Source organism: Microbacterium memoriense (assembly GCF_025398275.1).
Taxonomy (GTDB): Bacteria; Actinomycetota; Actinomycetes; order Actinomycetales; family Microbacteriaceae; genus Microbacterium; species Microbacterium memoriense.
This window is the reverse complement of the sequence record NZ_JAODOR010000014.1, coordinates 50,142-62,018: the sequence shown is the minus strand read 5'-3', so window position 1 is coordinate 62,018 and position 11,877 is coordinate 50,142. Positions and strand designations below refer to the sequence as shown.

11 protein-coding genes are annotated in these 11,877 nt (G+C 69.7%); 6 read left to right on the top strand and 5 right to left on the bottom strand.

The features are described from left to right. Nucleotides 1–24 precede the first annotated feature (24 nt). Both purB and N4R40_RS11740 read right to left on the bottom strand, forming a co-directional pair. Nucleotides 25–1,404 carry an adenylosuccinate lyase gene (gene purB, locus N4R40_RS11745; protein ID WP_261607567.1) on the bottom strand — a complete coding sequence of 460 codons (1,380 nt, stop codon included), beginning with the start codon at nucleotides 1,402–1,404 and terminating at the stop codon, nucleotides 25–27. Between the two features lie 40 nt (nucleotides 1,405–1,444). Next, nucleotides 1,445–1,888, bottom strand: a complete 444-nt coding sequence (locus N4R40_RS11740; RefSeq protein ID WP_407665918.1) for a low molecular weight protein-tyrosine-phosphatase — start codon at nucleotides 1,886–1,888, stop codon at nucleotides 1,445–1,447. 199 nt (nucleotides 1,889–2,087) lie between these two features. Between N4R40_RS11740 and N4R40_RS11735 the strand changes: the two genes are divergently transcribed. Both N4R40_RS11735 and N4R40_RS11730 read left to right on the top strand, forming a co-directional pair. Continuing rightward, nucleotides 2,088–2,360 carry a hypothetical protein gene (locus N4R40_RS11735; RefSeq protein WP_261607566.1) on the top strand — a complete coding sequence of 91 codons (273 nt, stop codon included), beginning with the start codon at nucleotides 2,088–2,090 and terminating at the stop codon, nucleotides 2,358–2,360. Then, nucleotides 2,351–3,658, top strand: a complete 1,308-nt coding sequence (locus tag N4R40_RS11730) for a hypothetical protein (protein ID WP_261607565.1) — start codon at nucleotides 2,351–2,353, stop codon at nucleotides 3,656–3,658. The genes N4R40_RS11735 and N4R40_RS11730 overlap by 10 nt, the downstream gene beginning before the upstream one ends. Nucleotide 3,659: 1 nt before the next feature. Here N4R40_RS11730 and N4R40_RS11725 read toward each other — a convergent pair whose 3' ends face one another. Continuing rightward, the gene (locus N4R40_RS11725) at nucleotides 3,660–4,061 is read right to left on the bottom strand and encodes a phage holin family protein (protein WP_261607564.1); all 402 of its coding nucleotides are present in this window, start codon (nucleotides 4,059–4,061) and stop codon (nucleotides 3,660–3,662) included. Between the two features lie 145 nt (nucleotides 4,062–4,206). Here N4R40_RS11725 and N4R40_RS11720 point away from each other — a divergent pair, with 145 nt between their 5' ends. The 4 genes from N4R40_RS11720 (at nucleotide 4,207) to N4R40_RS11705 (ending at nucleotide 8,910) form a co-directional block, all read left to right on the top strand. Next, the gene (locus tag N4R40_RS11720) at nucleotides 4,207–5,271 is read left to right on the top strand and encodes a histidinol-phosphate transaminase (RefSeq protein WP_261607563.1); all 1,065 of its coding nucleotides are present in this window, start codon (nucleotides 4,207–4,209) and stop codon (nucleotides 5,269–5,271) included. Between the two features lie 77 nt (nucleotides 5,272–5,348). Next, entirely contained in the window at nucleotides 5,349–6,479 is a 1,131-nt protein-coding gene (locus N4R40_RS11715) for a thiamine pyrophosphate-dependent dehydrogenase E1 component subunit alpha (protein ID WP_261607562.1), read from the top strand. After that, entirely contained in the window at nucleotides 6,476–7,459 is a 984-nt protein-coding gene (locus tag N4R40_RS11710; protein WP_261607561.1) for an alpha-ketoacid dehydrogenase subunit beta, read from the top strand. The genes N4R40_RS11715 and N4R40_RS11710 overlap by 4 nt, the downstream gene beginning before the upstream one ends. Nucleotides 7,460–7,569: 110 nt before the next feature. Further along, nucleotides 7,570–8,910, top strand: coding sequence for a dihydrolipoamide acetyltransferase family protein (locus N4R40_RS11705; protein WP_261607560.1), 1,341 nt, complete (start codon nucleotides 7,570–7,572; stop codon nucleotides 8,908–8,910). Nucleotides 8,911–9,048: 138 nt separating this feature from the next. Here N4R40_RS11705 and N4R40_RS11700 read toward each other — a convergent pair whose 3' ends face one another. Then, nucleotides 9,049–9,690: an acetoacetate decarboxylase family protein gene (locus N4R40_RS11700; RefSeq protein ID WP_261607559.1), complete on the bottom strand. Its 642-nt coding sequence runs from the start codon at nucleotides 9,688–9,690 to the stop codon at nucleotides 9,049–9,051. Then, nucleotides 9,687–11,861: a 3-hydroxyacyl-CoA dehydrogenase NAD-binding domain-containing protein gene (locus N4R40_RS11695; RefSeq protein ID WP_261607558.1), complete on the bottom strand. Its 2,175-nt coding sequence runs from the start codon at nucleotides 11,859–11,861 to the stop codon at nucleotides 9,687–9,689. The genes N4R40_RS11700 and N4R40_RS11695 overlap by 4 nt, the downstream gene beginning before the upstream one ends. Between the last annotated feature and the right edge of the window lie 16 nt (nucleotides 11,862–11,877).

The following is an 11,877-nucleotide window of genomic DNA, read 5'->3' as shown; positions in this document are numbered from 1 at the left end:
TCTCGCGGGGGTGGATGCCGGGGGCTACAGCTCGTCGACGAGGGAGTCGGCCACGCCGATGTAGCTCGCGGGAGTCAGCGCGATCAGGCGCTCCTTGGCTTCGTCGCCGATGTCCAGTCCCTGCACGAACTCCGCGAGTTCGGGTCCGCCGACACGACGGCCGCGCGTGAGCTCCTTCAGCAGTGCGTACGGGTCGGTGATCTGCGAGCGACCGGCGACGATCTCCGCGCGCACCACGGTCTGGATCGCCTCGGCGAGCACTTCCCAGTTCGCGTCGAGGTCGGCCAGCAGCACGTCGCGACGGAGGGAGATCTCGGTCAGCCCGCGCTGGAGGTTGTCGAGCGCGAGCAGCGAGTGCCCGAACGCGACGCCGATGTTGCGCTGCGTCGTCGAGTCGGTCAGGTCGCGCTGCATGCGCGACGTGACGAGAGTCTGAGACAGGGTCTGGAAAAGACCGCCGGAGATCTCGAAGTTCGCTTCGGCGTTCTCGAACCGGATCGGGTTGATCTTGTGCGGCATGGTCGAGGACCCCGTCGCGCCGGCGACCGGGATCTGCGCGAAGAACCCCATCGCGATGTAGGTCCAGATGTCGGTCGCGAGGTTGTGCAGGATGCCGCCCGCGTGGCGGGCGCGGTCATACAACTCGACCTGCCAGTCGTGCGATTCGATCTGAGTCGTGAGGATGTTGAAGTCGATCCCGAGACCCTCGATGAAGGTGCGGGAGAGCTCCGGCCAATCCACATCGGGGGCGGCGGCGAGGTGCGCCGACCAGGTGCCCGTCGCGCCGGAGAACTTCGCGAAGTACTCCCCGCCGTCGATCTGCGCGGCGACGCGTTCGAGGCGCCAGGCGAAGACCGCGAGCTCCTTGCCCATCGTCGAGGGCGTCGCGGGCTGACCGTGCGTCCGCGAGAGCATCGCGGCATCGCGGTGCTGCTGCGCCAGCTCGCCGATCGCGGCGATCACGGCGCGGAGCTTCGGCAGCCAGACCTCTTCGACGGCGCGTCGGACGGTGAGCGCGTACGACGCGGAGTTGATGTCCTCGCTCGTGCAGGCGAAGTGCGTGAGTTCGGCGAGGTGATCGAGCCCGAGCGATGACAAGCGGTCACGCACGAGGTACTCGATGGCCTTCACGTCGTGCCGGGTGACGGCTTCCTTCTCGGCCAGCCAGTCGATCTCGGCCTGACCGAAGTCGCGGTACAGGGCGCGGAGGGTGTCCTTGTCGGCATCCGTCAACGGCGTCGAGCCGAACAGCGACCGGTCGGTGAGGACGATGATCCACTCGACCTCGACCTCGACGCGGGCGCGGTTGAGGCCCGCTTCGGACAGGTAGTCGGCGAGCCCTGAGACGGCGGCGCGGTAGCGACCGTCGAGAGGGCTGAGGGGCTGGGGCGGCAGAGAGGTCACGAAGCTCCGATCGGGGTGGCGGGCGCTCGGACGTGGAGACTCAGGGAGAAGCCGGCCGGAGGGCCGGTTCGAGCTGCCGGAAGAGCGCCCGGCTCGCGCTTTCGATCATACCGAGCACCTCGTCGAACATCGGCGGGCCGGCGTAGTAGGGGTCGGGGACGTCGAGATTCCCTCCGGCCGCGGCGTCGAACGACAGGAGCAGTGCGAGCTTGTCGGTGTCGGCCGGGGTGCGTGCCCAGCTCGCCAGGATCCGCTCGTGCGACCGGTCGAGAGCGACGATCAGATCGTTGCGGTCGAAATCCTCGAGCGAGAACTGACGAGCGCGATGCCGTGTGCCGTCGTAGCCCAGGCGCGCGAGCGCGTCGAGCGTGCGACCGTCGGCACGCTCTCCCACGTGCCAGTCGCCCGTGCCGGCGCTCGTCGACGTGACCAGGTCGCCCAGCCCTGAGCGCTCGGCGAATCCGCGGAAGACGACTTCGGCCATCGGCGAGCGACAGATGTTGCCCGTGCAGACGAAGACCACGCGGAAGGGGGAGAGGGTGCGGGGCACGGTCCCTATTGTGGTCCCCACGACAGGTCCTCGCGAGGCCCGATCCTCCTCCCCAAGGGGCCGCGAGCGGAAGTTGTCCACGGAATGCCCTCGCGGGCGTCCCTCGGGCGCGCGACCCCGCCAGCCTGGGTGGATGGGCTCAGACGCCTGCATCCCCTCCCCGATCGCGCTCGCGCACGCACGTCGGCTCCTCGACGACGCCCGTGCGGATGCCGCCGACCTGCGGGGCCGGGCGCGCGCACTCCGCGCCGACACCGGCTGGCGGGCGCGCGCCGCCGACGACTATCGCGCGGCGGTCGAGGAACTGTGTGCGACGTTCGATCGGATCGCGGTGCTCCTCGATCTCGCCGACGATGATGTCGCCGCTCTCCACCGGCTGTCGATCGCGGGGGCCTCGTGTCGCTGACCGACGATCTCGAGATCCGCAGCGGCGGCATCATCGCCGTCGACACGGACCATCTCCGCGACGCGGCCGCGCGGCTGGCGGTCCTGGCGGACGACTGCGACGTGCTCCGCTCTCGGCTGAGTGAGCTGGCCGGAGTGCTCCGCGATGCAGATGTCTGGGCGTTCGTGCCGACGGCGGAGGTCACCGCGGCCGGCGCGCAGGCGGCATCCCTCGCCGGTGGCGTGAGGTCGATGGCCGAGACCTACGACCTGGTCGAGCTGTGGATTCAGATCGAGGTCGCCCGCTCGTCTGACGATTCGGCGCGGGTCGCGGTGCTGGCGGCGCTCTCGGGACAGCTCATCGCGGCGCACCCGGATGCCGCCGCTCGGGCCGCGGGTGAGGTCGCCGGTTGGGTCGTCGGACATCGCGAGGGAGCCGTCGCACAGCTCGGAGGCTCGGTGGGTGCGTTCGGCTATCTCATGCCCGGCTGGAGTCTGCGCCAGGCGGCGGGCCTCGTGGGGAGTGCCGTGGCATTGCTCGGCACGATCGCGATCGACGGCGTCGGCCGGGGGGCGGTCGCCGCGACGCCGCTCCGCGGCGATCCGCGCCCGGTCACGGTGACTCCGCTCACATCGACTCGCGGCACGGCGCCGACCGGACTCGCCGATATGGCCACCCGCATCCCGCGCGATGACGCACGCGTGCGCGTCGAGAAATACACGATGGCGGACGGGTCGACCCAGTTCGTCGCCTACGTCGCGGGCACCCAGATCGGCGCCGATGCGGACGAACCCTGGGACATGCAGTCCAATGTCGAGCTGTACACGGGGTCGCGCTCAGCCTCGTACGACGCGACGATGGCGGCGTTGGAGGCGGCCGGCGCGCATCCGGGTGACACCGTGCACCTTGCCGGACATTCCCAGGGCGCCATGGTCGCCTCCCATGTCGCGACATCCGGCGTCTATGAGGTGCCGGCGCTGGTGACCCTCGGCGATCCGGTACAGGTAGCCGTGGGCCCGGGCACCCTGAGTGTCGACATCCGTCACGGCGACGACCCCGTGTCGGCGCTCGCCGCCGGGGGCCATCCCGCTGCGGTCGGATCGGCCGATAGCTTCGTCGCCGGGCGGACGAGCGCGGCATCCCTCGTCGACGGCGAAATGCCGATGCAGCCCCACGCTCTCACGCGGTACGTCGAGACGGCGGCCCTGCTGGATCGATCGAGCGATCCACGCATGACTCCGGTGCGGTCGCTGTTCGAGGGACTCGGTCAGGCCGTGTCCGTGCAGGTCACGACGTACGGCGCGACACGGCCGAGCTGAGTCAGCGGTCGCGGCGGGAGGTCTGCGGGCGCAGGATGATGCCGAACACCCAGTTGATCAGCGAGATCAGAAGGGCGGCGACCACGCCGAGCCAGAAGTCCTCGACGCGCAGACCCCAGTTCCAGGATGCCGTGAACCAGGCGGTGATCCACAGCAGCAGCCCGTTGATCACGAGCGAGATCAGCCCCAGCGTCAGGATGTACAGCGGGAATGCGAGGACCTTGATCACCGTCCCGATGATCGTGTTCACGACCGCGAAGATCGCGGCCACCACGAGCAACGTCAGCACGAGTTGCAGGGTGTCCCCGGGGGCGAACGGAATGACGTCCACCTCGAGAGCGGTGATCAGGGTGACCACCCAGATGGCGAAGGCGTTGACGACGACGCGGATGATGAATCGCATGATGCGTCAGTCTCCCACGGAGTGTGCGCGGAGGGAATCAGTGATCTCGACGAGCTGCTGGGACACCGAGCTCTCCGGGCGCGCGACCGCGGGGGAGAGCACTCGTCGCATTCCGGGTGAAACATTGCGCTCGTAGAATCGACGCGTGACCGACTTCCCCGTCCGTATCCGTCCCGCCATCGCCGCGCATCCCGCCTACAAGCAGGGCAAGCAGGCCGGGGCAGAGGCCTTCAAGCTCTCGAGCAACGAGAACCCGTTCGAGCCGCTTCCGGGCGTCGTCGCGGCGATGCAGGCTGCGGCCGGTTTCCACCGCTATCCCGACGCGTCGTCGCCGCGCCTGCGCGCGCGCCTGGCCGAGCGCTTCGGTGTCGCGGACGATGCCGTGCACATCGCCGCCGGCTCGGTCTCGATCCTCTACCAGCTCGCCCACGCGACATGCGGTCCCGGTGATGAGCTGCTCTTCTCCTGGCGCTCCTTCGAGGCGTACCCGGGCCTCGCGATCGTCGCCGACGCCACGCCGGTCCCGGTGCCGAACACCGTGGCGGGCGGGCACGACCTCGACGCGATGGCGGATGCCGTCACCGACCGCACCCGCATGATCATCGTCTGCAGTCCGAACAACCCGACCGGCCCGATCGTCACACAGGCCGGCTTCGAGGCGTTCCTCACGCGCGTGCCCGCTGACGTGCTCGTCGTCCTCGATGAGGCCTACGCGGAGTTCGTCACCGATCCCGACGCCGTGGACGGCGCACGGATTCTGGCGGCGGGGCATCCGAACGTCGTCGTGCTCCGCACGTTCTCCAAGGCGTACGGTCTGGCGGGCCTGCGCGTCGGCTACGCGGTGGGGGACCCTCGCATCCTCTCCGCGGCGGGGACCACCGGGATTCCCCTATCGGTCACGGCGGGCGCCGAAGCGGCCGCCCTCGCGAGCCTCGATGCCGAAGACGAGCTGCTCGAGCGGGTGCGCACCATCGCGGACCGTCGTGATCGCCTGGCCGCGCGCCTCCGCGACGTCGGCTGGGACGTCCCGGTCGCGCAGGGGAACTTCGTCTGGCTTCCCGCAGGAGACCGTGCGCTCGAGGTCGCCGCCGCGTTCGAGGCGGCCGACCTGATCGTGCGCCCGTTCGCCGGCGACGGCGTGCGGATCTCGATCGGCGAAGAAGAATCCCTCGACCGCGTGGTCGAGGTCGCCGCGGCCACGCGACTGTAGACCGAGGACGGCGGATCACAGCATCCATTGTCGAACTCATGCAGAGCCGCGCATGCCCTGCGCGGTAGCGTGAACGCATGACCCCGCCTGACGACCCTGCCCTCGTGCGCGTCCTGGCGGCGGACGGGACGTTCGCCCCCAGCCCTGCAGCGGAGCGCTTCTTGCCGCTGATCGACACCCTTGGCGACGACGATCTGCAGACTTTCTACCGTGACATGGTGACGGTCCGCGCCTTCGACCGCCAAGCCACGAACCTGCAGCGCCAGGGCCAGTTGGCCCTCTGGCCGCCGTCGTTCGGGCAAGAGGCCGCGCAGGTCGGCTCGGTGCGCGCGACGCGCCCGCAGGACCACATCTTCCCGTCGTATCGCGAGCACGTCGTCGCCACGACGCGGGGTGTCGATCCGATCGACATCATCCGCGTCATGCGTGGACTCACGCACGGCGGCTGGGATCCGACCGATCCGAAGAACGGCAACACCCACATCTACACGTTGGTCCTCGGGTCGCAGACCCTGCACGCCACCGGCTACGGAATGGGGCTCACATTCGACGGGCGCAGTGGCACCGGTGATCCCGACTCCGACGCGGCCGTCATCGTCTATTACGGCGACGGCGCCTCGAGTCAGGGCGACGTGCACGAAGCCATGGTCTTCGCGAACAGCTACCGCACGCCCCAGGTGTTCTTCCTCCAGAACAACCACTGGGCGATCTCGGTCCCCGTCGCCACGCAGGCTCGTGGACCGCTGCACCAGCGCGCCGCCGGGTACGGCATGCCCTCGACCCTCGTCGACGGCAACGACGTGCTGGCCAGCTACGCCGTCAGCAAGCTCGCGCTCGACGAGGCGCGTGCGGGCGGGGGCCCGCAGGCGATCGAGGCCCTCACGTACCGGATGGGCGCGCACACGACGAGCGACGACCCGACGAAGTACCGCACGTCCGATGAGGAGCAGTCGTGGGCCCGCCGCGATCCGATCGCGCGCCTGCGGACCTACCTCGAGGCGAAGGGGGCGGCATCCACATTCTTCGACGAGGTGGATGCCGAGGCTCAGGCCTACGCCGACGATGTGCGCGTGCGCACCAACGAGCTCGGCGGGCTGGAAGCCTCTGACATGTTCGCGCACGTCTACAGCGAGTTCCACCCGCTCCTCGCGGAGCAGCAGCGCTGGTTGTCGGACTACGAGTCCACGTTCGAGGGGGGAGCCGCATGAGCGGGCCCGTCGTGATGCCGTTCGCGAAAGCGCTCAATGCCGGGCTGCGCGCGGCGATGACCGCCGACGATCACGTGCTGCTCATGGGCGAGGACATCGGCCGGCTCGGCGGCGTGTTCCGCGTGACGGAAGGACTGCAGGCGGAGTTCGGCGACCGGCGCGTGCTCGACAGTCCGCTGGCCGAATCGGGCATCGTCGGCACCGCGATCGGACTCGCGATGGCCGGTTTCCGTTCGGTCGTCGAGATCCAGTTCGACGGGTTCGTCTTCCCGGCGTTCGACCAGATCACCTCGCAGCTCGCCAAGATCACGAATCGCCATGAGGGCGCCCTGCAGATGCCGATTGTCATCCGCATCCCGTACGGCGGCCACATCGGCGCGATCGAGCACCACCAGGAGAGCCCCGAGGCCTATTTCACCCACACGCCGGGGCTGCGGGTCGTCTCGCCCTCGACGCCGAACGATGCGTACTGGATGATCCAGGATGCGATCACCTCGCCCGACCCGGTGATCTTCCTCGAGCCCAAGGCCAAGTACTGGATGAAGGGCGAGGTCGACACGACCCAGCGCGCTGTTCCGCTGCACGCATCGCGCGTCGTCCGTCGGGGCACCGATGTCACGCTCGTGGGCCACGGCGCGATGGTGACGATGTTGCTGCAGGCCGCCGTGCTCGCCGAGAGCGAGGGGACGTCCTGCGAAGTCATCGACCTGCGCTCGCTCTCGCCGGTGGACTACGGTCCGATCCTCGACTCGGTGCGGCGCACCGGTCGGATGGTCTACGCGCAGGAGGCCCCGGGGTTCACATCGCTCGGCTCCGAGGTCGCGGCGACCGTGATGGAGCGCGCGTACTTCGCGCTCGAAGCCCCGGTGCTGCGGGTATCGGGCTTCGATGTGCCGTTCCCGCCCGCGAAGCTCGAGGGCGTCTTCCTGCCGGATGTCGACCGCATCCTCGAGGCCGTCGACCGCGCCCTCGCCTACTGACCCGCCCCCCTTACAGTGAGACACCTGATGTGCACCGAGACACCCGATGCACACCGGTGTCTCGGAGCAGAAACCGTGTCTCGTGGCATGGGCATGACGAGGAGAATCACATGAGCGAACAGACCTTCCGGTTGCCGGACGTCGGCGAAGGCCTCACCGAGGCGGAGATCGTCCAGTGGCGGGTGGCTCCGGGCGATGCGGTCGAGGTCAACGACGTGCTCGTCGAGATCGAGACAGCCAAGTCGCTCGTCGAGCTGCCGTCTCCATTCGCCGGCACGGTCGGTGAACTGCTCGCGCCCGAGGGTGAGACGGTCACCGTCGGCACGGCGATCATCACGATCGGCGGCGGGGCCGAGACGACGGATGCCGTGGTCGGCGACTCGCAGCACGGCGAGAAGCCGGCGGAGGCCGAGGCCGGTGGCGCCGTGCTCGTGGGCTACGGCACCGCGGAAGCCCCGACCTCGCGCCGCAAGCGGCCCGCCGAACGCGCCGAGACAGTGAAGGCCTCGGTCGGGGTCGTGGCCAAGCCGCCCGTCCGCAAGCTCGCGCGCGACCTGGGTGTCACCCTCTCCGAAGTCAGCCCCAGCGGTCCGGCCGGCGAAGTGACGCGCGACGACGTCGTCCGCCACGCCGAGCAGGCCAGCGTCTTTCGCAACATCGCGACTCCGGCGGTCCCCGCCCAGCGTGAGCAGACGATCCCGGTCGCACCCGAGCCCCGTGTCGAGGTCGCCGAGCGTGAGGACGACCACCGCGAGGAGACGATCCCGGTCAAGGGTGTGCGCAAGGCGACGTCCTCGGCGATGGTGCGCTCGGCGTATACGGCTCCGCATGTATCGGTGTGGACCGACGTCGACGCGACCCGCACGATGGAGCTCGTCAAGCGGCTCAAGACCTCGCCGGATTTCGCGGATGTCAAGATCTCGCCGTTGCTCATCGTCGCGCGCGCCGTCGTCTGGGCCTCGCGCCGGACGCCCATGGTCAACGCCGCCTGGGTCGACAAGGAAGACGGCACCGCCGAGATCCGGGTGCGCAACTACGTCAACCTCGGCATTGCGGCCGCGACGCCGCGAGGTTTGCTCGTCCCGAACATCAAAGACGCGCAGGACCTCAACATGCGTGGACTCGCGCGGGCCCTGGAGAAGCTGACCGTCACGGCCCGCGAGGGCAAGACGACCCCGGCCGACCAGCAGGGCGGCACGATCACGATCACCAACATCGGTGTGTTCGGGATGGATGCCGGCACCCCGATCATCAATCCCGGCGAAAGCGGGATCGTGGCGATGGGGACGATCCGCCAGAAGCCGTGGGTCGTCGACGGCGAAGTGCGCCCGCGTTTCGTCACGACGGTCTCGGGATCGTTCGATCACCGCGTGATCGACGGTGACGGCATGAGCCGGTTCATCGCCGATATCGCCGCCGTGCTCGAAGAGCCGGCGCTGCTGCTCGACTGACCCATCGGGCTGTCAGCGGCGTGCTGTACCCCGTACAGGAGAACCTGGCCGGTGCGTGACGCCCAGCCCCGGATTTCCGGGGGTGATGGTCGGCCCGCGGTCGAAATGTCCTGTGCGCGGTACGGGCGAGGGCGGGGATCAGCGCTCGACGCGTGTGCCGAAGACGATCGCCGCGCCGGTGAGGGCAGCGCTCAGCGCGGGACGCCGGCCGCCCAGCCACGACAGTGATGAGCCGAACGTCCACGCGGTGCGGGCCAGGTGCATTCGCCCGCGCACGGAGTTCGACGAGCGGATCACGCCACCGCCCGGGCGCCGCTGCAGTGTCGGCAGCGGGAGCGTCCAGGTGCCGGGAAGATCGATCGTCGCGGCCCCGTCGAGTTCGGCCAGCACGGCCCGGTCTTCCGCGCGGTGCCGCACCCGCAGACGGCGACCCGCCGCTGCACGCCGTGTCGTCATCAGCTCCTTCGGGATGCCCCACAGGGCCCGCCCACCGGCCCGCGAGGCGGGGGAGGTCACCCAGATCTGGGGGATCGTCAGGGCGAGGCGACGGCGCTGGATCGTCGGGACGGCCACGAGGAGTTCGTCGTATTCGAGCACGCCGCCGGGCGTGTACCGTACGGCCGCCACCGCCACGATCGCCCGCCCGCCGAGTGCCAGCGGCCGCGCGGCGGACGGTATCTGGGCCCACACGTATGCGGGCAGTTCGCTCGTCGGCACGAGGAAGATTCCGGCCAGGAACTCGCCCCGGAGGTGCCATGGTTCAGGAGGATAAGACCTCACCGGTACGTCGCTCCGGTCTTCGCCTTCTCGATCAGCGAGGTCGGCGGGGCGAGGTGGTCGCCGTAGCGATCTGCCAGCTCGCGGGTGCGCCGCGCGTAGGCCGCCACACCGAGGGTGCCGTCTGCGGCCTCGTAGCCGTCGACGTGCTGCAGCGCGCCGCCGAGGAGGGGTGGGAACCCGATCCCGAGGATCGACCCGATGTTGGCATCCGGCACCGTCCGCAGCACGCCCTCCTCCCACACCCGGATCGTCTCATTGCTCATCGCGAACGTCAGCCGATCTTCGATGTCGGCGAGCGGAACGTCCACGTCGCCGCCGAACAGATCGGAAAGCCCCGGCCAGAGCACCTTCCGCCCGCCCTCGGGGTACTCGTAGAACCCCGCGCCTGCCGCCTTGCCGCACCGGCCCAGGGCGATGAGCTCGTCCAGTACCTGCATCGCGGGGGACGATTCGTAGGCCGCGCCGGCGAGTCGCTGCGCTTCCTTCTCGATCTTCTGGGGGAGCTCGAGCGACACTTCGTCGAGCATCGCGAGTGGTTGCCCGGGGAAGCCGGCGAGCGATGCGGCGCGCTCGATCGCGACGGGATCGATGCCCTCGCCGACCATGCGCGCGGCCTCCATGACGAGCGACCCGAACACGCGACTCGTGAAGAAACCGCGGCGATCGTTCACGACGATCGGCGTCTTCCGCAGCTGCACCGCCAGGTCGAACGCGCGCGCGAGCGCCGCGTCGCTCGTCTGTTCCCCGACGATGATCTCGATCAGCGGCATCTTGTCCACCGGGCTGAAGAAGTGGATGCCGATGACATCGGCTGGGTTCTCCACCCCCTCCGAGAGCACGCTGATCGGCAGCGTCGAGGTGTTCGATCCCAGCAGTGCGCCGGGGAGAACGGATGCCTCCGCCTCGGCGAGCACGCGATGCTTCAGCTCGACGGATTCGAACACGGCCTCGACGACCGCGTCGCACCCGGCGAGGTCGGCGACATCGGCGGTGGGCGTGATGCGGGCGAGGGTTTCATCGCGCTGCTCCGCGCTGAGGCGGCCCTTCGCGACGAGTCCGTCGAGCAGCGTTTCGGCATGCGCGCGACCGCGGGCCGCGGCCTCCGGCGTCACGTCCTTCAACACCACCCCGATGCCCGCGCGGGCCGCCGAGAAGGCGATACCGGCGCCCATCATGCCCGCACCGAGGACGGCGAGACGGGTGACCGGGCGCGGCGGGATGCCGGCCGGTCTCGAGGCGCCGCTGCCGATCGCCTGCATGTCGAAGAAGAACGCCTGGGTCATGTTGCGGAACTGCTGGCCGGTCGCGAGCGAGACGAAGTAGCGTGACTCGATGCGCGACGCGGTCTCGAGATCGACCTGCGCGCCCTCGACGGCTGCGGCGAGGATCGCGCGCGGCGCGCGGTAGCGGGCGCCCTTGAGCTTCGCACGCAGAGTAGCGGGAAACGCGGGGAGCATCGCGGCGAGAGCGGGCGTCTTCGGTGTGCCGCCGGGCATGCGGTAGTCGGGGCGATCCCATGGCTGCGCGGCGTCGGGGTGCGCGTCGATCCACGCGATCGCGGCGGGCAACAAGTCGTCGCGGGACGAGACCACCTCGTCGATGATCCCGGCTTCCCGTGCCTGCGCGGGACGAAATCGACGCCCCTCCAGGAGCACACCGGTGAGCGCCTGTTGCAGCCCCAGCATCCGCACCGTGCGGGTTACGCCGCCGCCGCCGGGAAGCAGCCCGAGCGTCACTTCGGGCAGGCCGAGGTCGTAGCGACCATCGACCGCGATGCGGTGATGTGTGGCGAGGGCGATCTCGAAGCCGCCACCGAGGGCCGCCCCCGCGATCGCGGCGACGACCGGGCGTCCGATCGTCTCGAGGCGCCGGAGGTCGGCCTTGATCCCCTCGACCTCCGCGAACAACGCGGCAGCGCCCGACGGCCCGGTGGCCATCAGCGCGACGAGGTCCCCGCCGGCGAAGAACGTCTTCTTCGCGCTCGAGATGACCACACCCCGCACGGAAGTAGGGTCTGCGGCGATCTGGTCGGCGACGGCGTCGACCGCGGCGGTCAGGGCGGAGCGGAAGGCCGGATTCATCGTGTTGGCCGACTGGGTGGGGTCATCGAGCACGAGGTGCGCGATGCCGTCGTCGAGGTCGAAGCGCACGGCGGGTGCGAGATCTGTCATGGCGTGATCCTGTTCT

Excerpts from the sequence above, each read along its gene's own strand:
- N4R40_RS11740 (WP_407665918.1), bottom strand. The coding sequence starts at position 1,888 with ATGGCCGAAGTCGTCTTCCGCGGATTCGCCGAGCGCTCAGGGCTGGGC.
- N4R40_RS11735 (WP_261607566.1), top strand. The coding sequence starts at position 2,088 with ATGGGCTCAGACGCCTGCATCCCCTCCCCGATCGCGCTCGCGCACGCA.
- N4R40_RS11725 (WP_261607564.1), bottom strand. The coding sequence starts at position 4,061 with ATGCGATTCATCATCCGCGTCGTCGTCAACGCCTTCGCCATCTGGGTG.
- N4R40_RS11715 (WP_261607562.1), top strand. The coding sequence starts at position 5,349 with ATGACCCCGCCTGACGACCCTGCCCTCGTGCGCGTCCTGGCGGCGGAC.
- N4R40_RS11710 (WP_261607561.1), top strand. The coding sequence starts at position 6,476 with ATGAGCGGGCCCGTCGTGATGCCGTTCGCGAAAGCGCTCAATGCCGGG.
- N4R40_RS11705 (WP_261607560.1), top strand. The coding sequence starts at position 7,570 with ATGAGCGAACAGACCTTCCGGTTGCCGGACGTCGGCGAAGGCCTCACC.
- N4R40_RS11695 (WP_261607558.1), bottom strand. The coding sequence starts at position 11,861 with ATGACAGATCTCGCACCCGCCGTGCGCTTCGACCTCGACGACGGCATC.